Genomic DNA, 24,339 nt, shown 5'->3' on the forward strand with positions numbered 1-24,339 from the left:
GCTTCCAAGGCTACTTTGGCCTTGAATTGGGGGCTATATCGTTTTTTTGTTTGGCTCATAAACTTTCCTCTATTTCGGTTTTAGTTTAGAGCTTTCTCCCCTGTCCAGTTTTTGGGGGCCACCTCAGGTCAGCGGTTGCTAACGCCCTCAAACTCAGCATCAGCAGCTTGCTTCAACCCGCTGCACCACGATTGTTAGGTTGCTGGAAGCATCGACTGAGCCTGGATTTGTAATTCCGGTGTCTCTATGAGTTGAACAATCTGCTGACATCTGTCCCAAATCTCAGATGCGAAGGGTGAACACGCATCACGGAACGGATATTCATCCTTGTCGGTATAGGTTGTAATCGGCTTCGCTTGTTGAACAATGGTCAAGAAAACGCGGTCTCGCGTTGTTTCCGACAGTTGGTCTTGAGCGATAGAAATCGTATCGAGCCAACGCTCGTATGCACGTTTCGGATGACCCTCAACTGCTTCAAGAGCAGCTAATTGCAAACTCGCAAGGACTTGAGAGCTAGGCTGAGTCAAGCTATCAACAAGAGCTTTATTCTCAGCTCCGAACGGACCACTGATGGAACGAATCAGGCGCTTTTGGACTGCGAGGCAGAGATGCTCGTAGGGAAACAGCCAGCACCCCAGTTGAACCAAGCCATACAGCGCCTCCCAGGCATCAACGTCCAGGGTGCAGCCCAAAGCCCCTTGGCAAAAGTCAATACGACCGCAGTGGCGCAGCCCATATAAGCTTTTGAAGAAAGCATCAATCTGCATCTTCTCACAGTCATCCCGGCTCCATCCCCTTTGGTAAAGCGGGGTAATAAAGCTATAGTCTAATGGTGGTGCAATATTCCATAATTTTCCCCAGAGCTGGCCGGCAACCTGGCTAGAGACTGTTGCGATTAAAGGCTGCAACAGCTTGTCGTGTAAGAAAACCGCATTGCCTGGATTTTGCCAGTGAGAACTTACCCAGAAAGAATCTGGAATATCAAATAGACTTTCAACGACGAAAATCTCAGGTGTCGGCAGATTCAGGTAGCTGTAAGCTTTACCGACTGATACTTGAATTGCTGCCTCAGCCGAAGCGTCGGTGGAAAACGTCAATTTTCGCCACTTCTTCCGGTAATCGGTGAGCTGGTCTTCCTGGGCGGGAGTTAGCTGACTAATTTTCTGGATTTCTTTCATAGGATGGTGAATAGCTCAGACAGCCTACCTTTAGTTGATGGGGCGATCGCCTATAGATCCGTCACGCAGCCTGCGCCATTAATCTTCTAGATAAGCCTTAAGTGAAGTTAATTGTTATGCCTTCGGGGGTCTGCCGGTCAGTAACCTTGGGTGTGGGTAGTCAGCCAGTAACAAAAGGGAAAAAACAGACGATAAGCAAAAGAAAATGTCCGTGACTTGTCTTTATTATTTTTGACCTATCTGACATCCATAGGATGCGATAACGTGCTAAATCTTACGATCTCCTCCGAAGGTGGGCTTTGAGCATTAAGCCTTAACGTATTATTTTGAATAGGATAAATCTTACTCAATTCTTCTAAATGACTTTCGATAGTGTGGATATATTTGCCAGTGAGCACTTGCCAAAATAAGCGACCAAGGCAAAATGAAGCTCGCCAAGAAAAAATGGCATCTTGTAAGTCAATATGACTTTTTTCAAAGAAAAAATGTCCCAGTAATCCTGTTAACTGACTTAAGGGCAATGCAAATAAGAGTAAAGGTTGGTGTAATTGCCAAGCACTTAATAGAAGTCCATAGAAGATGACAATACCCACTAAATGCAACGCGATATTGAGAGGATTTTGGTGCTTTAAAACAAAAATATCCCAATAGTCCGTAAAAGGATGATCAAGAATATGAGTGTTAATTTTGTTTCTTTGACTAGGAGAGGGCATATTAAAATTAGTTGTTGGCTAATTGAGACTCTAAAGTAATTGATTTCCTGAGCATTGACTGGTTAAGAATGAGTATGGGGAAACAATAAAGAGCCATAGGCTTGCTTTCCTAATTGATTGCTTACTTCCCCTCTTTGAACAACTAACTCTCCGTTGATGTAAACAGCATCAATAATCGTTTCCGAACCGCGTTTGACTATCCGTAATTCACCATCTAAATTGGGATCGGCGATCGCCTCCATCGGACTAATTTCTGCGTGCAATGCTTGGGGATTAAGGATGAGTAAATCAGCTTGAGAACCAATTTTAAGAACACCCGTATTTAATCCAAGCCATTGGGCTGGTTCACCTGTAACGCGATGGATTGCAGCTTCAGGAGTTAAAAATCCAGTGGTCATAGCTTGTTTTAATAATGACAGTGCGCCATCGTAATAGCCTAAATTACGCATATGCGCCCCTGCATCGGTAAACCCAGGGAAAATATAGGGATGTTTCATTAGCTCTAGTCGAGGTTGGAGACGATCATTGGCGGCAGTGGTCAACCAGTGTAGATCGGTATCGTATTCAACTAGGGCTTCTATAAAAAAGCCTAGGGGATCTCGGTTTTCCTTGGCTGCCACCTCAGCAATGTTTCGTCCCTCCCAGTCCGCAATCGGACTACGGGTAATGATCATTTGCTCTAATTGACGATGAAAAGATTTGTTTTTACTTCGTTCCCAATCGTTACGAAACTGCTCTCGAAAAAGGGGCGATCGCCACAGATTTTGCCGCTCGACTCGGCTTGTACAACTATTTAACTTGGCCCCCGTTGCAAACTCTTCAAATAAGGGAGTCATTGGCCCTTCTCCATAGACCGTAAAGGGTTCTGTTAAGGTTTGAAACCGCACGTTACCGCCTAATAAATTATTCCATAGAGCCAATAAAGGAGCAAACCCTCGCCATAATTGCCGTGCATGAACAAAATCCAAAGCTGATAGCACAGTCATTTTTAAGGGCTTTTGGCCCAGTCCCATGCCTAAACAAAAAACGTGCCAGAAAGAAGCTAAATTTTGGGGATTGGGAGTTACTTGTAAAACGCGATTGGCTTGACGACACAGATTCGCTAAATAGTCATATTCTGGAAATTGGGCGTGTTGAGAAGGGATGGTATGGGCCGACCATTGACCACTCATCCAATGCCAGGGAAACATATCAATAGAAAACCCTAAAAAACCTGCTTCTAAGGCATTTTGTAGGATATTTCCCATGGTTTTCAATTCGAGGGGGGTTGGTTGGTCAGTTAAACTACGTTCTAGTCCCATAACGTGAGCACGGAGACCGCTATGACCGAGGAGAGGGGCTACATTAGGGCCGAGGGGTAAGGTTTGGAGATGGGCTAAATACTCCCCAGGACTATCCCAAGTGATCGCCTTTTCTAGCCATTTTTGCAGAAAACGATGGGGTAGGGTTTCTACTCGTTGAAACATGGCAGCCAACATGACTGGCTCACCAATTGCAATGGATAAACTACAATTCCCAATAATAACCGTCGTGACCCCATGCCGCACTGATTCTGTTAACCCAGGTGCGACTTCTAATTCCAGATCGTAGTGGGTATGAATATCTAAAAAGCCAGGTGTAACCCAGTGATCGTGGGCATCAATTACTTTTTTCGCTGGTAGGTTTAACTGGGGGGCCAGGGCGACAATTTTGCCCTGGGCAACAGCAACATCTTGCAAGATAGGAGGTGACCCATTTCCATCAAAAACGAGTCCATTTTGAATGACCAGATCCCACATTAGTTTTCACCTCCTCCCACCATTTGCCCATGTTCCACCCGATGCCACACTAGCGATTGACGCACAATACAGAGCTTCAATACCGTTACCAGCATCACTGGAATCCAATGCCCCATATACAATAATCCCCCCACCGTACTATTGAGTAATCCCCAGCCGCGTCGGTTCTCAAATTTAATTAATCCCCGCCCCATCTCTACCATTAAAATCAGCCCTAAAATGGTTTGCAATGGCCACAAAACAGGTAATTGTTCCGTTGTTAGTGACCACGCGCCATCGGCTAATAGTCCTAGCGGTAGCAAAAACTGCAATATCAAAAACATCCATAAATCAATGGCCGCATACCCTCGAATCTGGCAAAGCGGGGCAAAGTAATCTATATAACGCTGATAACCACCTTCTGTCCAGCGACAGCGTTGTTGCCAAAATTGCCGCCAATTTGTTGTCCCTTCTTCGTAAACAGAAGTATCAGGCAGAAAAACAATCTTAAACCTTGCCAAGTAAAGCTGAAAAGTCAAGTCTAGGTCATCTGCGAGGGTGTCTTCATTCCAGCCACCGCACTGCTGTAGGCTTTGGCGAAGAATAAATGTGCCATTTCCACGCAAATCAACCCAGGCCCCTGCGGCTGATCGTTGGCACTGTAAAGCGGCATCAAAACTCTGTTCCCACTGTTGAAATTGGGTTAAATCGTTCATGCCAGCATTGAGCAATTTTTTTCGCAGTTGAACGCCTCCCACCTCTGGCTGATGAAAGGGGAGTACAGCGCGGCGGATCACGTTAGGCTCAAGCCAGGCATCCGCATCAAAAACTCCGATAATTTCGCCAGTGGTCTGGGGAAAAACGGCATTTAATGCCCCCGATTTACCGCCACTGCTCTTGGCGCGACGCAGTACTTTTAAGTGGGGAAATTGGGTCGTTAATTGTTCTAACCGTTGCGGTGTTTGATCTTGACTGCCATCGTCAATGACCCATACTTCTAGTTGGGAGGCGGGATAATCAGAGGCAAAAATACTTGTTACGATGCGATTAAGTACATTGGCTTCATTGCGTGCTGGAATTAAAATCGAGACGGTGAAGGGGGGCAGGTTGGTGGGGTCGCTTACGGCTGGGGTGGGGATTTGCGCTCTCATCAGTCGTCCGCCATAGAGGGCAAAGATCGCTACAACACCAAAGAACAGGACATTACTCCAGGGTTGCCAATGGAGCAAGCTCACAAAGGCCCAGACGGACAGCACCATCAGTGTGAACGGGAGACGGCGATCGCACCTGAAGTTCGGGTTCATAATTAAAAAGGTTCTGAAAGGCCAGGCCTGAGGGTTAGGGTTTCCAAAACCAGATAACCGCCGCCCCAACAATAATGCCAACAACCCCTGCCACTAAAGCACTCCATCGCATTGCACTTTGGGTTACCGCCAGTACCGGATTATCGAGGAGATTAGCGGAAAAATGCAAACTTTGAATTAGCCATCGGTGATTTGCTTTTTGCAGAACCGCCGTCCAACGCAGAGGCATATCATTGTTTTTCCCGTCTTTGAAGTTAAAGGTCGAGGTGGCGGCCCCATAGGCTACTTCTAAATTGGGAGCGAGCAGGATGCGATCAGTGTGTTCATCCAGAGTCATGGTGATGCTCTTAATGTTCGTCTGAAATTGATTTTCCCAATAACGTTGAAAATCCTCCACGCCATGAAACACCTGATTATCTACGGTGGTAATGGTGAAATCGGGATGGAGATAGGGTTTAACTTGGTCAAAATTGCGATGATTGAGGGCATCCAGAGCAATCTTGCGGGTTTCTAGGATGAGTTCAATATCCTCAGAGGGTAGAGACATAGGACGCGACAGAGAGAAAAAGGTGATTACTTTAGAATCCTTTTGGTATCGTTGAAATACCCCGGATGTTTAGAGTTTAGTCGGGAATTTTGAAATTAGGCGATCGTGATTTAGGAATTGTAAAACTTGTCCAACCTGTTAAACTGTCAATCCTGGCTTCAATGGAGTCGAGTCGTTTTCCGGTATCGGTCACTTTCTGGTCAATGATGCCGATCGCCTTTAAACCCCTAGATAACCCTTAAGTAAAGTCGGTTCTTATGCTCCCACATTGGGGGTCCGCCGGTCAGTACCTTGGGTATGGGTCGTTAGCCTTCGTCCGGCGGGGGGGTGGGGAGGCAGTAAAAAAAGGGAGGGAAGACGGCGATAAGGTGCCGGGAATCACATCTTTATTTTTGCCTTCCTGATATTAAAGTTTATTTTTTTATCAAAATTAATTCTTTTTTCTTTGGGTTAAATAAAACTAAAAATATGCTCAAATGCTTGCTGAGCAAGGGATTGGGCAAAACATTTTAAACACATTTTTTATAATGGGTATAAGAATGCGTTCAAAATATTTTCATTGAGTCTTTGAAATATAGGATTGAGTATGGATAGATTCCCCACATCCTCAATGCACGGTGGTAATCCACGGTGTCATCAAATTTGAACCCCACAGAAAGCCCAGCTTTAGCCGGGCGGACTCCAGTTCCCATTAGTGGCCAGCAAAAACTAGCCTATTCAGAGCAGCGGTCGTGATCAGCTTTGGCTAAGATAGGTTGGAAAATCCGTGTATCCTGCTGAATAATTTCCCTCTGTCCCATTCCAAACTTTGGGATCAGGGTCTGGAGCTAAAGCCCAGCCATTGGCAAAGCGTTGTACCAGATCTGGATTTGAAATATAGGGACGACCAAAGGCAATTAGATCAGCGCTTCCTTCGACAATTGCCGTTTCTGCAGTAGCTTGGGTATAACCACAATTCCCCATCAAGGTTCCGGAATAAACTGCTCGAAAATCAGCCAAAGTTAATGGTTCTCCCAGGTTATGGAAGCCAAATGCTAGACCATCTACGATATGCAAATAGCCCAGATTGTAGACGTTTAAGCGTTGTGCAAAATAGGGAAAAGCTTCTCGATAATCGGGGGATCCCATATCATTAAAAACCCCATTGGGAGATAGACGAACCCCCACCCGTTGGGACGGAAACACCGTTAAAACAGCTTCAGTCACTTCTTGTAAAAAACGGAACCGATTTTCTAAACTACCCCCATAAGCATCATTACGTTGATTGGTTTTAGACTGCAAAAATTCATCAATTAAATAGCCGTTGGCTCCGTGGATTTCCACCCCATCAAAGCCGGCTTCCTTAGCTCGCACAGCGGCTTGGCGATAATCTTCTACTGTGGCAGTAATCTCTTGGACAGTTAATGGCCGGGGTGTCTGATGAGCCTGTTTTCCATCCGGGGTGTGGATATAGTCACCGTTGATGGCGATCGCCGAGGGAGCAACGGGTAAACCCAAATGGGGATGAAAAGATTGATGGGAAGCCCGGCCACAGTGCCAGAGTTGCAGAAAGACTTTCGATCCTGCGTGGTGAATTCCCTGTACAATCGCCTTCCAAGCTTGAACCTGGGCATCATTATAAATACCAGGGGTGTTATTCCAACCGATGCCAATTTCAGAAACTACCGTAGCTTCGGTAATTATCAAACCCGCATTGGCCCGTTGGCAATAATATTTCACCATTAGGGACGTGGGAACCCGATCATCCCCGGTTCTAGCTCTAGTCATAGGAGCCAATACCACCCGATTTTTCAGGGAGAGATCACCAAGCTGATAGATGTCAAGTAAAGAAGTCATAAAAAATATTTACCAATGAGTTGAGGTCAATAAACTAAATAGATGTTTTCGGTGCTATGAGATGGCCTCCAAAAGTCCACTTCTAGTCCTTTCGTCTAAGCGCGAATATGGGTTAAAAATTCTGTCCACCGCCGCCAAATTGCTCTGACGACTTTCCGTTGCTGAAAAACGTGTAAAACGACAACGGTGAGGAAGAGATAGGACAACCAAAAATGGAGTGATCGCCCGAGGTCAACACGAGCTTCATTTTCTGAAAATAAATCGGGAACGGTCATTCCCAGAAAAAAAACATTACTGCTTTTGAAAGAGTTGGAAAAAAATAAGCCACTGAGGGGAACAGCCAGCATGAATAAATACAACAGAGAATGTAGGGTCACCTTGCGCCACCATGCCGTTGAGAAACGAGGAGTGCGACGGGAATACTTTTTCCACCAGACTCGCAACAAAACTAGAATGCGCCAGAGCAGTAAACCGATGACAAAAACTCCCAATCCTTTATGAAAATCATATAGACCAGAGCGAATGGGAACCTCCCGTGACAAATCCGCCATAATCAACCCTGTGGGAAATAAACAGAAGTAACACCACGACATACTCCAATGAAGTGCCATCAGGTGTTGATACGCAGAGGTTAGGCGACCAGGGGTCTGAAAAAATGAAAGCCAAGATAGGGGAGACATTGTTTTTTATCAAAAAGTGAACCTGAGTGAAAAAGTGGACAATCCGGAAGGGTCGAAAACTAAGGGGAATGTCCAAATACTGATTACTGGATTCCAGCCTCTAAAAATTTCTTTGCTCAAAAAATCAACCCTTGAAATGCTTATCCTGTAAGGATTTTGGAAAATAAATTTTCTGTAATTGTAGGTTTTGTTCAAGATGCACATGGTAGTCCTAATTTGACAATGGTTTGTTAAGTGGATGATGGCTTCTCATCAGCAAAAGATGGGCCGCAGGCACATAGTACAATGCCAGTAAAGTTGCGCCCCCCAATCCCCCCGCTAAGGCGATCGCCAAGGGAGGCCAAAATCCAGTTTCATCCAACAGCAGTGGAGTGAAGCCAATAATGGTGGTAAAGGTGGTAGCAAGGACATGACGGGTGGCTTTCAAGACAACGGTGGAGGTGGCTTGGGCATGGCCCACGCGAGCTAAGGGGTTTTCCTGCAACGCAGCCAGAACCACAATGGAATCGTTAATAGCTAAGCCGATTAAGCCCAACGTTCCTAAAATGGCGGTAAAGCCAAAAAGTGCTTGGAACAGCCACAGGGCAAGGGCGGCTAAACCCACTGACCATAGGGCTACCGAGCCAATCAGGGCGGCTAAGCGGAAGGAATTGAAGGATAGGATTAACGTCGCAGCCATGGTCACCACTAAAATTCCTACCAAGCCCAAAAGATTAGCCACCGCTGTCCCCTGGGCATCGGCTTCGCCGCCATAAGCTAGGTCGTACCCTGGCGGTAACAAGAAATTTTGAGCTTGCAGTTGTTCCTGCAATTGCGCCAAAGTATTAGAAGGTAAAGCTCCAGCGGTTAAAAAGCCTTGCACGGTATTAATTCGTTTACCGTTATAGCGATTGATTTGCGCCACGCCTGGCACTAGCGTCATATCGGCGATCGCCGTGAGAGGGAGCAGTTCACCGTTGGGGGTGAGTAGATCCAAGGAACGAATCTGAGCGAGATCTTGACGGGTAGAAGAATTGACCCGGACACGAACCGGAATATCTTCGGTAGCTTCCAAAACAGATCCCCCAGTTACCCCTTCTAGCGTGGCCTGTAATTGATTGGCGATCGCCTGGTGATCTAACCCCACCAAACGGGCTTGGACTTCATCCACCTGTAACGCGAGTTTCGGCAAAGCTTCCGAGAGATTCGCTTGGGTGTGAATCACATTTTCTATCGTGCTTAATTCCCGCCGTAACTGATCGCCGAGTAACCTCAATTCCCGTAAATTTGACCCAGATAACCGCAATTCAATGGGAGCGGCCAGGGGCGGGCCCTGTTCTAACTGTCGCACCAGTACCTGCGCTTCGGGAAAAGCTTGGGTTAGGGCCTGTTGAAGGTTTTGGATAAGGTTGCGGAGATTGTCCTTAGAGCGGAGTTGGACAATACCTTGGGCATAGTTGGCCGCATTTTCTCGGTCGGGAATAACGTTATAAAAAAAGGCGGGGGCGCTTTCCCCCAGAAACCAGTGAACATCAGCTACATCAGGATATTCCAGGATTAAGTCCCGGGCCTGTTGAACTTGGGCTTGGGTAGCAGTAATGGCAGTGGCGGCGGGTAACGTCCATTGGATTTGAAACTGGTCGCGGTTGGTGGGGGGAAAAAATTGCTGCTCTAGCTGGGAAAATTGCCAAAATCCCCCTAGAGGTAAAACTAAACAGAGACCAATGGTTAACCAAGGTCGTCGAAAAAGCCCCCCCAAGCTCCAACGGTAAGCACGGGCCAAAGCGGCATGGCTCACCCCGGTTTGTAGCCATGGGTAGCGCTGAAAGGGTTGCCACGGTGCCATTTTGCCGGCAAAGGTGACAATCACCGTGAGGGATAACAGTAGAGAACTGACCAGGGCGAGGATGACGGTTGCCCCGATCGCCCCGATAAATTCCCCTGTGGCACCGGGGGAAAAGGCAATGGGCACAAAGGCCAAGACTGTGGTTAATGTGGAAGCCAGAAGAGGAATCCAGAGGTGTTGCACTGTGTCGGCAACAGCTTTTTCCGGTGGCATCCCCTGCTGGAGGTGGTGCTGTACTTCATCTACCACCACAATGGCATTATCAATCAATAACCCCAAGGCAATGATCAAGCCGGTGACAGACATTTGGTGTAGGGGGATGTTCAACGCCCCCATGGCCCCAAACACCATCAACGTAGCTAGGGGTAACGCCGTTCCCACCACCAAGGCCGCTTTAAGTCCCAACATTGCCAGTGACACGACAATCACTAACCCGGAACTGACCAGCAAGTTTTGCCAGACCCCATTGAGCCGTTGCTGTACATACTGGCTTTGGTCTAACACCACCGTCAGCCCCAGCCCTGCTCCCAGATCCTGTTCAAAGGTCATTAACACTTTTTGGGCCTGCTTGGCCCATTGATCCACCCGGACTGAAGATTCCACCGTAGCCGCAATGGCGATCGCCGGTTTGCCACCAATCAAGGCCAAGGAGGAGGGAGGAGCTTGTACCCCTTTACTGACTTGGGCGATGTGACCCAACCGTTGGCTTTCGCCGTTAGTAGCAACTTTGATCGGAATTTGGCGAATTTGCTCTAGGGTTTGCAAATTACTATCGATTTCAATTAACAAATTGGTTTGATGACTACGAAGTTGTCCGGCGGACACTTTGGCATCACTGGCAGCAATTTGCTGGGCTAAGGCCCTGGGAGTCAGGCCTAAACGAACCAGATCCGCCGGTTGTATTTCTACTTGAATTTCTTCCGGCACATCCCCCACCATTTCCACTTGCTTTGTCCCCGGTAACTCCCGGAGTTGCTGCACTAGGCGATCGCCGACCCGTTGAAGAAGATTAAAATTGGCGGGACTGTCCAGTTCCCAGGTCAAGCCCACAATTAAGGCATTGGCAACGGGGTCACCCGCCTCGTATTCTGGTTCACTGGCGTCTGACGGCAGCAAGGGCACCACATCGTTTAACTCGCTACGCACCTTTGACCAGACTGGGTCAACATTTTGAATGGCCTCGTCCAATTCAATTTCAATGATGGATAAGCCTCGACTCGACGTAGATTCGATGACGGAAATTTCTTCAAGTTCCAGGAGCTTATCTTCAATTTTTTCGGTAATCAGCGCTTCCACCCGTTCCGGGGTTGCACCGGGCAAACTGGTGGTAACGGTACCAAAACGCTGTACCAGTTCCGGGTCTTCCATGCGGGGCAGGGTAAACAAAGCAGTAACGCCCCATACCAGCACCAGAATCAGGGTCAATAGTAACAGCCGGCCATTGCGATAAAAAAGACTAAACATGGGCATTTTCCCTACTGCACCGTTACTGTTTGCCCCGTCACCAGGCGATGACTACCACTGCTAATCAGGCGATCGCCAGGTTGTAATAGCCCCCGCACCAAACTGCGATCTCCTTGGGTGTGGAGCACTTCTACATCTTGGCGAGACACAATGTACTGATGGGGTTGGGGCTGTTTTGCTCCCAAAACATAGACCGACCATAAACCCTGTTCCCCCGGCACCAAGGCAGTGGAAGTAACCCAAAATCCCTCTAAAGGCTGGGTTTCAGTAACGTCTAACTGGGCCGTTTCCCCCGCCCGCAGTCGGGTTGGGGCATCGTTTAACTGCAGAATGGCGGTGGTGGTGCGGGTACTACTATTGAGCGCAGGCAAGAGAGCTGTTACCGTACCGCTGTAACCTTGACCCCGGACGTTAACTGAATAGGTTTGTCCTGCCCGCATTTGGCCGGACAGATTGGGGGGAATACCAATGTGAGCTTCCGGCATGCCCGCCGCCACTAAACGAAACACTGGACTGCCCGCCCCCACCACCATGCCCGGATCAACCAGGCGATCGCCAATGGTGCCAGAGAAGGGCGCTAGAAGTTGCGCTTTAGAGATTTGAATCTCAATTTGGCGAATTTGTGCGTCTAACCCTTGAATACGAGCCTGTTGGCCGGCGATCGGTTCGGGACGGCTACCGTTATTGAGTTTGTCTAAATTGCTTTGGGCGATTTCTAAACGACGTTTGAGGGAAGCCTCTGCCACCCGTTCCTCATCCAACTGCTCCAAGGAAATTGCCCCTTCCGCATAAAGCTGTTCCCGCCGTTGGGTTTTCAAGCTTGCCAAGGTCAACTGTTCTTCTAATTCTGCCACTGCCCCCTGCCCCGCCGCAATATCTTCCCAACGGGAGCCATTGTTCAACTCTGCCAATCCCGCTTGTAGTTCTAAGCGCTGGGCTTCTAATTCTGCTTTTTGCGCTTTTAACGTCCGAGTATCTAGCCGCGCTAAAGGTTGACCCTCCATGACTTCCGCCCCTTTATCCACCAGCAACTCCGCCAAAGTTCCCCCCTGTTCAAACCCTAAGTCGCTTTGCTTGCGGGGAACAATTTCGCCAGTATAGGTGCGTTTTACCTGATAACCCCTAACCGGCTCAACGGGACTCACCGTAACGGGCAAAGGCGCTTTTTCGCTTACCGCCGAGGCCATGGCCGTGACATTGGAGGTACTTTGTTCTTGCCCCAACCACCACCAGCCCACTCCCCCCGCAGCTATGGCGATCGCCACCCAGAGAAGTAACCGCCGCCAACGTCCGCCGGTATTTCTCTGCTGAGGCGGTTCGGCGATCATGAACGGAGTTGCTTCAACAATCACTGTCGGAGATGGGACAAGGGAAGCGGTAACACGGGGATCAACAGTCATACAAAACTCTTTTTTAACAACAAAGTTTAGACAATTTGTTGAGTAGCTGCCGTCAGTCTATACTCAACTAATTGGATATGTCAATCGCCCGTTCTGGGTTTTTTATTGCTATGGCCCTTGCCCACACCATCCTGTCGATTTTGATTGAGTTGCCCGCCAGTGGTTACGACATTGGCAAACGTTTTGAAGACGGTATCAGTTGTTTTTGGCAAGCTAGTCAACAACAGATTTATCGAGAACTAGGCAAAATGGAAGGGGCTGGTTGGGTGTCTAAGCATACGGTGCCCCAGAAGGGAAAACCGGATAAAAAAATTTATTCGATCACCCCAGAAGGCAAGCAAATTTTATTGCACTGGTGTTTACAGCCGACGGAACCAACGCCGATTCGGGAGGATTTATTGGTCCGAATTATGGATTTTCCCTATGTGAAATCTGACGTTATTCTGGGGGAGATCCAACGACGTAAGCTTTTACACCAACAGCATTTGCAACATTTTCGGGAAAAGCAGGCGCATTATTTAGAGCATGGGCAGTTTAAGGATGATCCCCCTTCAGCCCGAGATCGGTACCGCTATCTAACCTTGTTACGGGGAATTCGTTTTGAGGAGAGTTGGGTGGATTGGTGTGATGAGGTGCTTGAAGCATTAGGCAGTTGAAGCCTTTTCTGGCGATCGCCACGAGGCATTCTCTTGATTCATCCAACAAACAAAGTTAATCAAGGTTTTGGTCTTGGGGAAGGCAGCCAAGATATCGGCATGTTCATTGTTTCGTCATACTTTTCATCACACCGCCCATGATTCGCACCCGCGCCCATCGTGGCAAAGGTACAAGGGAATAAGTGAGGAGTTTTGATAAAAATCCCGGCAGCACTGTGGACTTTCGCCCCAATGCCTTCAAAGTCCCTTCGGCAACCTCGCCAGCACTGAGAGCTTTTCCCATCTTCATCCCGGCGCGATCGCTAAAACCGCTGTTAGTGGGGCCTGGGGCAGAGGCAATGACGTCAACACCAATAGGTGCAAGTTCCACATACAGGGCTTCAGCCAGTGTTTGCACATAAGCCTTGGTCGCTGCGTAGTGAGCGGCAAATGGTGTTCCCTGAAACCCCACGATCGAACTCATCAATACGATGCCGCCTCGTCGTTGCTTGGCAAACCGCTGTGAAAAGTGCCAGGTTAGCCCCAAGAGTGATCGGCAGTTAACATTCAGCATCTCCATCTCTTGTTCCAGTTGGGAATTGAGAAACGCCCCCGATGTCCCAAAACCTGCCGCTGCCACCAGTAAACCGACATCTAAATCGTGAGTTTGCGCCGCAAGGATTTCCATGCTCGTCTCCACCGATAAATCCTGAATTACCAAGCGCACCTCAATCCCATAGCGATCGCTTAAATCCTGAGCCATCTGCTTTAAAATCGTTTGCCTCCGCGCCACCAAAACAAGATTCAATTCCGACTGAGCCAACCTCAGTGCCATTTCTCGACCAATGCCGGAGGATGCGCCTGTGACGACAGCCCAAGGACCATATCGGGTCTTTAGTCGCTTTTGCAAATTTCCCATGCTAACTCATGTTTTTGTGTTCAATTTTTTGAGTACAAGAACTAAGATATACTCAGATCACGAAATCCGTCAAGCGATTTTTAGTCCCATTTTTTCTAGAACTGGCATTTATGGCTCTCAAACATACGATCCTGGCATTTCTATCGCGACAACCCCTGAGTGGCTATGAAGTCGCAAAAGAATTTGCTGAAGGATTTGGGGGTTGCTTTTGGAAGGCGAGTCAGCAACAGGTGTATGCCGAATTGAGCAAATTAGAGAAACAAGATCGCGTCATCTATGAGGCGATTCCCCAGCCCGGACGCTTAGATAAAAAAATCTATTCCATCACTGCCAAAGGGCAAGAAGAACTGATTGACTGGTTAACCCAACCCACGGAACCCACTGCCATCCGTGAGGATCTGGGTGTTATAGGATTAGCGGGGCATCTCGTGCCTAGTCAGATGGTTGTTCGCGAAATTGAACGCAGACAAAAACTGCATCGCGAAATGGCGCAGCATTTGAAAAAAATGGACGAACACTTTGCCAAAAATTTGGATTTGCTCGAACTTAAAGATCTGTATATGCACCTCGTCATCCGTCGGGCAATTCGCTATCAAGAGGACTGGGTAGCATGGTGTGATGAATCACTTAAGGCAATCAATCGGGTTGTGGATAATTTGGAAGATTAGAATTCAAAACGAGTGGGCGATGCTGCTATGAATTTAGCTCTAGTTTTCTCTCCCGGTTTAACCCGCAAACAATCTTCACGAAAATGTAACTTCATAAGAGTAAATCCAGCGTTAGGCGATCGCCAACTAACTCTTGGCACTGTCCTTTTAAGGAGTGAAGTGGCAAAAGCCTCTACAGGTAAGTATTTCTGCAATTTCGACAGGGCGGTCAATGAAGCCCATGGCCATAGCCGGAGTGGTATTTTTTCCCAGACTTCCATGAGGACGGAACCAGTTGTGTAGTAACCTCTGCACGTTAAGGGCTCTCTGCAATCCCTCTAGTTCCTTGGCATAGTGGTTTTGTCGCCGGCGGTAGGCGGTCCCCCGACGTCTCAGGGCGCTGTTTAATGCCTCTAAATGATTGGCATGTACTTCTGATGATGGACTAATTGCCGTAAACGGATGCTCTCGAAATACCCATTCGACCCTTGGTTTGCCCTGAGACCCCTTAATCTTCATCGCCACTTCTACCCCTTCACGCCATACCTTCTTGTAGGGGTAAGCATCTGTGGTCATCTTACCGGGCAAATAAATACTCGCTAATTTCCATAATTCCTTCCCATATCGTCTTTCACCATCGGTGAACCACCGCATCCACTGACTCGGTTCTCCCCACCCCCAAGCAGTCTTTACTCCCTGCTCGAACAACCTCCTATCCTTGATTCCGGCTTTGGCTTCTAACCAGTATCGACTTTCTCTCTCCATGAAACTAATTGTCCAACCTTCTGATTTTTCGGGGGGGAAGGTTTTCACCCACTCTGGTGTAGAGTTCATCTCCTTCTATCGTTATTTCCCCTCCCTCTGGGGCTTTAGGTGACCATTTTCCTAGCTGATTTGATAAGCGTTTTTCCCAGGTTGTAATACTGCTGGGCGATTTCCCTAGAACTCTGGCGGTGGCTCTGATTCCGAGTCCTTCCCCTCTTACCCTGAGCGCCATCTCTACCTGTGACCCTGGTGTTCTCAATCGAGCCATGGGGGTTCCACTACGCTCGTTGAATCGACGACCACATTCATTACACAAATAACTTTGCACTATCTGTCTCGTCTTCAGCTTCTTTCTTCCATTTTTCACTACCCGTTCACTTTCACAATAGATACAGTTCATTTTTTTCAACCTTATACTGCGTAACAATTCTAGCTCTCACTCCCTAAGCAGACAATGCCAACAAGTTAAATGGCATAATTAACAAAATAATTAGTTTTAGCAATTGCAACGGGGCAAAAATTAAGGCCTCTATTCCCACTTTGTTCAATAATATTACTAAGGTATTGTTAATTTTTATTTTTGATATTGGATCAGAGCTTTCGGTGTTTAATTTAAAACCTTAACGTAAAAATTTATTATCTAAATGTTTACTTCTATACGCCGGCTATTTGACCAGTTTTGGAATAAATCTAGAACAGTTAAGAATGAACCCCTAAACAAGGTCAGCTTAATTGTAATTATTTTTATTGACATTTTTATTCTTGTCAATGTTTTTACCGGCATAGAAGACATTGGCCAATGGTATCTTCAACCAAATTTAGTCTATCCTTGCCATGCTGCTTGGCAAAATTATCAAACCCAAACAACTGCTGGCAAAAATTTTCAAATTATTCAGGAAGCTATTGCCACTGACCCTATCGAGCAATACAATTTAGAGCAAAGTTTTAGAGAGTCAGAAAATGGGCATCTTGGGCAAGTTAGTGAAGTCTGTTTAACCTATGCCCAGTATCACGATAAAATTCAAACCACCGATAATCAAAATCTTATTATTAAGATTAATCAGACCGTAGCTCAAATTAATGATCTAGAAGAATCCAATAATACCATCCGCTCCCAGTATGACTCGACATTATTAGAAAAAATTGCTGGTCAAGGGAAGGAAAATTCAATTAATCAAACCCCTCCAGAAAAAGCCAAGCAACAATTAAATCAAAATATTGCTAAAATTGCCAGTTTAAAGCAGGAAATTACCCGCCTAGAACAACAACTTTTGGCAAAACCAGAAAGCGTCAATTTTCTTAATTTTATTAATCAAAAAGAGGTCTGGGCGGACTTAAATCAGAGTTATCTCAATGCGATATTTTGGTATCCGACTATTCGGTTTCTTTTCCAAAGTCTATTTTTAATACCTTTAATTGTAACTGCCCTTTGGGTTCATAGTTTTGCAGTCAAAAAAGGCTATGGATTAGTGGCTTTGATTAGCTGGCACTTGCTAGTTATTTTTCTTATTCCCCTAATTTTAAAGGTCTTTGAATTTCTACAATTTGGTCTTATTTTTGATCTCGTCTTTAATTTTATTGAAGCTGTTTTTGGTGGATTAATTTTTGCCATTAGTTATCTATATATTTTGTTTATTCCTTTGGTGGGATTTGGCGTTATTAAATTTTTCCAAAGATTTGTTTTTAATCCTAAAGGTCAAGCAGCTAAACGGTTTCAAAAATCCAGTTGTGTAAAATGTGCGAAGCGAATTCGCCCCCAGGATTCCCATTGTCCCCACTGTGGTTATTATCAATATGTTGAATGCCTAAGTTGTCATGCTCTTACCTATCAACATTTACCCCACTGTAAAGAATGTGGTGCTCCCCAACGGCAGAGTAAATAACCTTCAAGTCTAGTTGATGAAAAATGACTGTGGTAAAAATAATGACACATTAAGATTGGCAATAGTTTACATCGCAATCGTTAATCACTCGTGTGGTAATGAAGCTGTTGTAAGTTTGGTTTGATGGTACAGCATTTTTTGAATTTTCAAACAAACCTGACCGCTTAAAGAGAAGCCATTTATCTTGCTTTCAGCAAATAAAAATTAATCTTAGTCAACAACTTCGCTTGGGGATTGCTAATCATGTCGAAAAGAGACTGATAATCCTTATCCGCAGCAGCATAAGCAGAGGCAATATCTACCATTGCTAAGGACTGGAATTCAGAGTCAGTGATGTCATTGACTATGGCAATGGCTTGGTCATAGTTGCCTAAACTAGCATAGGTAGAGGCAATATCTTTCATCAGTGTGGATTGCAAATTAAGCTCAGTCAGGGTCAAATCCTTCATTTCTGTGGATGAAACAATTAGTAAAATTATCGCTTTAAGGTTACTTCCATATTTTTGAGCAGAACATCATCTGGTTGAGATGCTATCCACCAAATTAAGGTAAAACCAAAAACAAATGCTAACCATGTAATAGCAAAAGCTAAGACAAATTTTACTGAGCGATGAATCCCAAATGAAAGAGTAGATGTTGCAGGATTTTCTGGATTATATCGAACCTTTACTGATGAAGCGTGCTCTAATTTATTGAGAATATCTTGGTGTGCCTGTCTGCCGCTACTGGAAGCATATCCAAATGCCAATCTGGAACTGGTATATGTCCGGCCCATGACAGAATAACGATACTCCACCTCTACCCCATAAGTTGTGCCATCGCTGTCTGAGTTCTCGCGAAGAGACAGATTGGTAATTGTGCCGGTTACAGATGGCCAATTAGATGCTTCGACTGATTGCTTGGCAGAGTTGATACCAGACCAAAGCAGACCAAACCCAACAGCGTAAAAGATGCTGATAAATAGAGAGAAAAAGAGCTTATCCATAACAGTTAATATTACAAAGGGGGTGTACAAGCTAACATCATTAGACTCCTCCAACCTCTGCTGATTTTTTTGCTTCCACTCAGGGGGCCTCTGGTCAGGGTCAAACCTTGGGCCTGAACTAGTTAGCCTTTGTCCAGCAGGGGTGGGGAGGCAGTAAAAATGGAAGGGACTACGACAATAAAGAGCTGGAACCATATCTTTATTGTCGTCTTTCTGATTTTAAAGTTTATCCCCCCAGTTGAGTTGAAAATCCTCTTTATTTTGATTAGGAGCCAGGATGATAGCTAAAACCGATTTACAATCTCTCTTGTCAGCTCCCACAATGACTACTGCCGAAGCATTGTCTGTTTATGATTCCTTGGAACCTGTGAATTTGGCTTTTATGACAGGGCGTTGGCAGGGCAAGGGAATTTCCACTAATCATCCTATGGATGGCATATTGGAAATGATTTGTTGGTATGGTAAGGAGTTTATTGATTCAGAAACTGTTCATCCTTTGTTGTTTCAAAATACCGAGGGAGAAATTTTCAAACTGAAGCCAGATCCCACTGTAATGGCACTCTCCCTAAATTTTCATATCAATCGTTATCCATGGGTAGCTCCAGGTCTGCGTTGGTTTAATCGTTTCTTTAAAACTGAAGTTAGCCAAGCACGTTTGCGAATGATGGAAAATCGTGGTGTAGTTACCGCCACTATGATTTACGATTATTTACCAATTAATGATTCTTTTAAGAAAATTGACGATAATTCCGTATTTGGTTTGATGGATTATAAGCTCATCCCCCAGCCTTTTTTCTTTTTGTTACAACGGTCTGTTCTTCAAGCCTGATAAAATTCCCCCCCACTTTTTTGGCGATCGCCTACATCCTCAATGCACGATGGTAATCCACGATGCTATCAAATATACATCCCACAGAAAGCTGGGCGGACTTTGTTTCTCATCAGCGATCAAAAACATGATCATGATGAGCACCAGCCACTACATTGCAACTAATGCCAGAGTCTCCCAATGTTTTCAAAAACGCTGCGGTAAACCCAGCAGCTTACATATTGGGGTTTATGACCATGGTTATCCAAGCACATCGAAAAAGTATTGGTAAATTGTTTTGCAAATATTTCACTCACAACAAGCAACAAATCTCTTGAATAGTACACAGGAACGATTTGATGATTTGATTTTTAAAAATTCATAGATTACCAAGGCAAAATTTCTCCATTAGAATGCCAAAACGTTCCCGTATTTTCTAGATTTAATTGCTCAATACGACTAAGTAGTCCTTTAACAGATTCTTCGGGTGTAATTCCCTGTGTATTAAAATTTGTCATACGAGTCTTGACTAAGCCAGGATGAAGAATCGCCACCGCAATCTGACGATGTTTTAAGTCAATAGATAAAGATTTACCTGCCATTGAAAGTGCAACTTTTGACATTCGATAACCATAGGAATCACCTGAAGTATTATCTTCAATTGACCCCATGCGACTGGTCATGATAATAATCTTAGAACCTGCTTTTAAATTAGGTACTAACGCACGGGTTAATCTTAAAGGAGCAAGGGCATTCACTTCAAATTGCCGACGAATACTATCAATATTTAAATTGTCTAACCCAAAGCTTTCTGCAATACCAGCGTTATTAATCAAAACATCAATCGATTGGCCATCAAGTCGCTCCACTAAGCCGGCAATATCTGTTTCTGAGGTAAGCTCAACATCTGTTTCGACTGACACTTCCAAATTCTTTAATTCGTCCGAAGTCGAGCGACAGACAGCAATGACGTGATCCCCTCGCTTTTTTAGTTGACGACAATATTCTAAACCGATGCCTCGATTTGCCCCTGTGACTAAGTAAGTACTCATTTTTTCTAATAGTGAACAATAGTAAATAAATAAATCCGAAAAACACAAATATAATCAGCCGTTAACTCTTTTGATTGGCTGAAAGAAAATAATTTATCGGAAGCAACATTTTTGTTAAACTCAACTTTATCCATTCAGGAAGCATAGCAAAGTAAATGTAATTAGATAGGAAATAACTGGGCAGAAACTTTCATTATATGGGTCTTGATGACAGATGTAGGAAAGATCTGGAATTACCATAATCGTTACCTGAACAAGGCTAAAGTGTCCACCTCAGATCTCTCTGTCGATAAGTCAGCGCCTCGGCACAAACTTCATTAAGATTAGGGGCTGCCCCGTCGCATTGTGGTGAGAACTGCTCACTGGAACAAAACCGTAGCGGCTGTAGAATCGTCGCCCGACCTCGTTCTGCTCAAACACTTCCACGTTCAGAGCGCCTCGGAGTTGTACTGCATGATCCATCAGCGATCGCCCCACTCCTTTGTCCTGCATTTCTGGATCCACAAAGAATCCGCCGACGGTTTGCCCTAGCAGGGAAATGAAGCCCACCACTTCTCCCTGATGTTCGTAAACCCAGGTTTCGGCCATTGGCAGATAAAGATCGACAATGTCGGATCGCTCTTGCTGGAAGTAGTTGGCTGGTAGGAAATAATGGGCGATCGCCGCTGCTCGATACCACACCGTCAGCAGTGCAGCCTGATCAACTTCCTGATAAAGGCGAATCTTCATGGACTATAGAGCTTTAAATCTGATTGGTAGCCATTTCTTGTCCTAGTTAGCCCAAGGGTAAGCGATTAAGCTCTTCTCGATGCTGCCGCCACTGTGGGTAAAAAGTATCTATCAATCCCCAGAAGCGGTCATTATGCCTATGTTCCAGCAAGTGGGTCATTTCATGGACTACCACGTACTCCAAGCACGCTAGCGGCTTTTTTGCTAACTCTAGGTTGAGCCAAATACGCTGAGCTCTAGAGTTACAGGTACCCCAGCGGGTCTTCATACGTTTAACGCCAAACTCACGCACCTCAACCCCCATAATAGGTTCGTACTTGGCGATAAGGGCTGGAATGATTAACTTCAACTGTTGGCGGTACCATTCACTGATTAGGTGGTGGCGCTTGTTCTGGGAAGTATGGGGACGAACGTAAAGCTTTAGAATCTGGGGAGTCAAGTTGACCTCCGGTGGACCTTGGTGTTCTATGACCTTCAATAGGTAGCTTTGTCCACAGAAGAAGTGGTTTTCTCCGTTAATGTATTGCCTAGGTGCTTCTCTGTCTCGGGCTAGTATTTTCTGCCGTTGTCGCTTGATCCAACTCAGTTTGGAAAAAACAAAAGCACGAACAATATCTGGGTTCATGGTCAAGGGGGCTGACACCCGCACCTCACCGTCGGGGGGGTGTACGGTTAGACGAACGTTTTTGATGGGTTTGTAGATGATGACAATGCCCAGATCCTCCAGTTCCAGAAATGTCTTTTTAGTATTCACATTTTTTCTTGGCGACATTAAAAACGATCCCGTCACAGACTTCAAGGTTGCTTATCGAGGCGGTATTGAAACAGCGTTACAACTCAATTTTGGGTTACAGGCTCAGGCTTGGCAACAGAATCACAAATCTATCAGCACCCCCTGCTTACAAACATTTGTATTTAATGCCAAATTGAGATGCTCCCGTCTGTCATACTGCCTATCTGAAAAATGGGTTTAAAACGCCGTCCTTCAGGAAGGCTTTAATTGGCAGGTGCAAGTTTTACATACAAAATATCTTGTGTAAGCTAAAATTTAAGTATGTTAACTATGACCTACGCCTACAAGCTGAAACCAACTCCACAACAAGTGTTAGACATAGAGGAAAACCTCAATGTCTGTCGCAAGGTGTGGAACTATGCCCTGCGAGAACGCAAGGATTGGTGTGCTTCTCGTAAGTCTCCGGTTAATGCTTGCTCGATTCGAGGTGAATATATCCTCTCTGCCGACGAGCCCTTTCCTGATTACCATATCCAAGCAAAACGCTTGACAGAGGCAAGAAAACACATTCCTGAATTAGCTAACACCCATTCCCAAATACTTCAACAAACCTTGAGGCAGTTGGATCGGGCTTGGGATGATATGCACAAAAGAGGTTTTGGTTTTCCTCGCTTTAAAAAGCGGCACAATCTGCGTTCATTTGTCTTCCCTCAGTTAGGGAAAAATCCGGTGTCCGCAGAAGGGATCAAACTTCCGAAAATTGGCATAGTGGGGTGGTACTATTCCCGTCCTATTCCTGAAGGTTTTGGGGTGAAACAGGCAAGGGTGGTCAGAAAAGCATCGGGCTATTTTGTGATGCTTACTCTGCAATTGGATGTAAGTATTCCTGATGTGCCTTTCCACGGCCATCCCATCGGTGTTGATGTGGGATTGGAATATTTCCTGTCCACATCCGACGGTGTACAGGTAAAACGTCCCCGTTTCTTCGGTGAACTTCAACGTCAGCTTAAATTGCTACAACGAAGGCTCAAAACTAAGCAAAGGGGGAGTGCCAATGAGGCTAAACTCCGTCGAAAAATAGCAAGACTTCATGAAAGAATTGCTGATACCCGTAAGGATTGGCATTTTAAGTTAGCTCACCAGTTGTGTGACCAGGGAGACTCCATTTTTGTAGAAGATTTAGACTTCCGCATCACGGCTAAAGGAATGCTGGGAAAGCACACTCTCGATGCTGGACTAGGACAATTTGTTAATCAGATTTTGCCTTGGGTCTGTTTTCAAAGAGGAGTCTTTTACGGCAAGGTAGACCCCAAAGGGACAAGTCAACAATGTCCTGATTGTGGGGCTAGGGTCTCAAAGGACTTGAGTGTGAGAATACACCACTGTCCTGAATGTGGCTCGATTAAACCAAGGGATATTGCCGCCGCCCAAGTAATTTGTACCCGTGGGCAACGGGGAATAGAAAATGTCTGTGGAGTTGAGGTGACGGGGATTCTGGTAACAGGGTCTAGTCAACTGGCTATGAAGCAGAAAACCTAGATTGTGAGGTCTAGGAATCCCCCGGCTTTAGCCGGGTTGGAGGATGTCAACTGCTGTCTCACACTGATCTGCTAGTCGCCATAACGCTATTACTGATTAGTGTCTATGCTTATTCTTCATAGTTAAATTTTTTGTCATATATGGCCTTATTTACCATTAAATTTGTCGTGTCTAACTTCCGATTTCTAATATTAATTATTAAATTATGAAACGGGTTATTCAATTATTTCCTTGGCGACGGACATTTATTCAACGAACACCAGGACTGGAACATTTTTCCCGTTCTCTTGACGGAGATACCATTATTCGTTTGCACCTTGATTCACCAACGGACTTATTGATGCCTTTTGAGCGGTTCCCAACAAATTATAATTATGATGAAATAAACTCCTTGGTGTTTAATCTTGATAAGGACCTTGTTAACTATCTTTTTAGCTGCCTAACAGAATTTGAAAATGATGAGTTTATTCTCCAGTTTACTCTCGCCGAGCAATCTCCTCCTGAAACAAATTTTTCTGAAAAAATTTTATGTATTGTCATTCATCGTTATTTTTCTTATCTAGAAAATATTCGCTGGCAAAACCTACAACAACTAGCCCGTGACGCTATTTTACTCGGATTTGCTGGGACAGGAACTTTAGCTCTATCTATTTTATTAGAATCACAGACTGTACCCCAAGATATCAAAATTGCTTTTTCCTTGGTTAATCAAGGCGTGACTGTATTTAGCTGGCTCACAATTTGGGAAGCCTTAGCCAATGCTCTGTGGAATTGGCGTCCTTTATATCAGCAAATGAAGATCTGTCAAAGATTGCAAAATGCTCGTTGTGAACTCAAAAATGCGTAAAATAAAGAAGACATGCATGAAGCTGATAACCTAAAATCTAATTAAAAGCGTTAGTATCATTCTTTAATAAAACCTAGTTTTGCCCATCTCTAG

General features: G+C 45.4%; 22 protein-coding genes. 6 read left to right on the forward strand and 16 right to left on the reverse strand.

Translation table 11 applies throughout. From position 1 onward, the window contains the following. Window positions 1-194 precede the first annotated feature (194 nt). The 9 genes from H6G45_RS18600 to H6G45_RS18640 all read right to left on the reverse strand — a co-directional run bounded on the left by H6G45_RS18600 (window position 195) and on the right by H6G45_RS18640 (window position 12,704). On the reverse strand, window positions 195-1,178 hold the full coding sequence (locus H6G45_RS18600; protein ID WP_190599870.1) for a hypothetical protein: 984 nt from the start codon (window positions 1,176-1,178) through the stop codon (window positions 195-197). Between the two features lie 236 nt (window positions 1,179-1,414). Next, a complete protein-coding gene (locus H6G45_RS18605) occupies window positions 1,415-1,891 on the reverse strand; it encodes an Mpo1-like protein (RefSeq protein WP_190599871.1) in 477 nt (158 codons plus the stop codon). A gap of 62 nt (window positions 1,892-1,953) precedes the next feature. After that, entirely contained in the window at window positions 1,954-3,669 is a 1,716-nt protein-coding gene (locus H6G45_RS18610) for an amidohydrolase family protein (RefSeq protein ID WP_190599872.1), read from the reverse strand. Then, window positions 3,669-4,952 carry a glycosyltransferase family 2 protein gene (locus H6G45_RS18615; protein ID WP_190599873.1) on the reverse strand — a complete coding sequence of 428 codons (1,284 nt, stop codon included), beginning with the start codon at window positions 4,950-4,952 and terminating at the stop codon, window positions 3,669-3,671. The genes H6G45_RS18610 and H6G45_RS18615 overlap by 1 nt, the downstream gene beginning before the upstream one ends. Window positions 4,953-4,986: 34 nt before the next feature. Continuing rightward, window positions 4,987-5,499, reverse strand: a complete 513-nt coding sequence (locus H6G45_RS18620) for a nuclear transport factor 2 family protein (RefSeq protein ID WP_190599874.1) — start codon at window positions 5,497-5,499, stop codon at window positions 4,987-4,989. A gap of 735 nt (window positions 5,500-6,234) precedes the next feature. Next, window positions 6,235-7,335, reverse strand: a complete 1,101-nt coding sequence (locus tag H6G45_RS18625) for an alkene reductase (protein ID WP_190599875.1) — start codon at window positions 7,333-7,335, stop codon at window positions 6,235-6,237. A 95-nt stretch (window positions 7,336-7,430) separates the two neighbouring features. Continuing rightward, complete coding sequence (locus H6G45_RS18630; protein WP_190599876.1) at window positions 7,431-8,015, reverse strand: cytochrome b/b6 domain-containing protein; 585 nt, start codon at window positions 8,013-8,015, stop codon at window positions 7,431-7,433. Between the two features lie 211 nt (window positions 8,016-8,226). After that, entirely contained in the window at window positions 8,227-11,304 is a 3,078-nt protein-coding gene (locus H6G45_RS18635; protein WP_190599877.1) for an efflux RND transporter permease subunit, read from the reverse strand. A gap of 11 nt (window positions 11,305-11,315) precedes the next feature. Next, window positions 11,316-12,704 carry an efflux RND transporter periplasmic adaptor subunit gene (locus H6G45_RS18640; RefSeq protein WP_190599878.1) on the reverse strand — a complete coding sequence of 463 codons (1,389 nt, stop codon included), beginning with the start codon at window positions 12,702-12,704 and terminating at the stop codon, window positions 11,316-11,318. A 110-nt stretch (window positions 12,705-12,814) separates the two neighbouring features. Here H6G45_RS18640 and H6G45_RS18645 point away from each other — a divergent pair, with 110 nt between their 5' ends. Beyond that, entirely contained in the window at window positions 12,815-13,360 is a 546-nt protein-coding gene (locus H6G45_RS18645; protein WP_190599879.1) for a PadR family transcriptional regulator, read from the forward strand. 103 nt (window positions 13,361-13,463) lie between these two features. Here the strand turns inward: H6G45_RS18645 and H6G45_RS18650 are convergent, their stop codons facing one another. Next, complete coding sequence (locus H6G45_RS18650; protein WP_190599880.1) at window positions 13,464-14,258, reverse strand: SDR family NAD(P)-dependent oxidoreductase; 795 nt, start codon at window positions 14,256-14,258, stop codon at window positions 13,464-13,466. A 110-nt stretch (window positions 14,259-14,368) separates the two neighbouring features. On the opposite strand from H6G45_RS18650, the gene H6G45_RS18655 reads away from it, so the two are divergent. After that, window positions 14,369-14,926 (forward strand): PadR family transcriptional regulator, encoded by a 558-nt coding sequence (locus H6G45_RS18655; protein ID WP_190599881.1) that lies wholly within the window; start codon window positions 14,369-14,371, stop codon window positions 14,924-14,926. Window positions 14,927-15,073: 147 nt separating this feature from the next. On the opposite strand, the gene H6G45_RS18660 is transcribed toward H6G45_RS18655, so the two are convergent. Further along, window positions 15,074-16,070 (reverse strand): IS1 family transposase gene (locus H6G45_RS18660; protein WP_190599882.1). Its coding sequence is split into 2 segments (ribosomal slippage): window positions 15,074-15,706 and window positions 15,708-16,070, totalling 996 coding nucleotides; the frame shifts between segments, so codons are not numbered across the junction. 244 nt (window positions 16,071-16,314) lie between these two features. Between H6G45_RS18660 and H6G45_RS18665 the strand changes: the two genes are divergently transcribed. After that, the gene (locus H6G45_RS18665; RefSeq protein WP_190599883.1) at window positions 16,315-17,553 is read left to right on the forward strand and encodes a zinc ribbon domain-containing protein; all 1,239 of its coding nucleotides are present in this window, start codon (window positions 16,315-16,317) and stop codon (window positions 17,551-17,553) included. A 179-nt stretch (window positions 17,554-17,732) separates the two neighbouring features. Here H6G45_RS18665 and H6G45_RS18670 read toward each other — a convergent pair whose 3' ends face one another. After that, window positions 17,733-18,002, reverse strand: coding sequence for a hypothetical protein (locus H6G45_RS18670; protein WP_190599884.1), 270 nt, complete (start codon window positions 18,000-18,002; stop codon window positions 17,733-17,735). Between the two features lie 26 nt (window positions 18,003-18,028). Next, on the reverse strand, window positions 18,029-18,538 hold the full coding sequence (locus H6G45_RS18675; protein WP_190599885.1) for a DUF3592 domain-containing protein: 510 nt from the start codon (window positions 18,536-18,538) through the stop codon (window positions 18,029-18,031). Window positions 18,539-18,860: 322 nt separating this feature from the next. On the opposite strand from H6G45_RS18675, the gene H6G45_RS18680 reads away from it, so the two are divergent. Continuing rightward, window positions 18,861-19,367 carry a DUF4334 domain-containing protein gene (locus H6G45_RS18680; protein WP_228017352.1) on the forward strand — a complete coding sequence of 169 codons (507 nt, stop codon included), beginning with the start codon at window positions 18,861-18,863 and terminating at the stop codon, window positions 19,365-19,367. Window positions 19,368-19,732: 365 nt separating this feature from the next. Here H6G45_RS18680 and H6G45_RS18685 read toward each other — a convergent pair whose 3' ends face one another. The 3 genes from H6G45_RS18685 to H6G45_RS18695 form a co-directional block, all read right to left on the reverse strand. After that, on the reverse strand, window positions 19,733-20,398 hold the full coding sequence (locus H6G45_RS18685) for an SDR family oxidoreductase (protein WP_190599886.1): 666 nt from the start codon (window positions 20,396-20,398) through the stop codon (window positions 19,733-19,735). A 294-nt stretch (window positions 20,399-20,692) separates the two neighbouring features. Then, window positions 20,693-21,127, reverse strand: coding sequence for a GNAT family N-acetyltransferase (locus tag H6G45_RS18690; RefSeq protein WP_190599887.1), 435 nt, complete (start codon window positions 21,125-21,127; stop codon window positions 20,693-20,695). Window positions 21,128-21,173: 46 nt separating this feature from the next. Then, window positions 21,174-21,881, reverse strand: a complete 708-nt coding sequence (locus H6G45_RS18695; RefSeq protein WP_190599888.1) for a YgjP-like metallopeptidase domain-containing protein — start codon at window positions 21,879-21,881, stop codon at window positions 21,174-21,176. Between the two features lie 309 nt (window positions 21,882-22,190). Here H6G45_RS18695 and H6G45_RS18700 point away from each other — a divergent pair, with 309 nt between their 5' ends. Then, on the forward strand, window positions 22,191-23,399 hold the full coding sequence (locus H6G45_RS18700; protein ID WP_242018260.1) for a transposase: 1,209 nt from the start codon (window positions 22,191-22,193) through the stop codon (window positions 23,397-23,399). 205 nt (window positions 23,400-23,604) lie between these two features. Beyond that, window positions 23,605-24,246 carry a hypothetical protein gene (locus H6G45_RS18705; protein ID WP_190599889.1) on the forward strand — a complete coding sequence of 214 codons (642 nt, stop codon included), beginning with the start codon at window positions 23,605-23,607 and terminating at the stop codon, window positions 24,244-24,246. Window positions 24,247-24,339 lie beyond the last annotated feature (93 nt).

Source organism: Synechocystis sp. FACHB-383 (assembly GCF_014698605.1).
Taxonomy (GTDB): domain Bacteria; phylum Cyanobacteriota; class Cyanobacteriia; order Cyanobacteriales; family Microcystaceae; genus Synechocystis; species Synechocystis salina.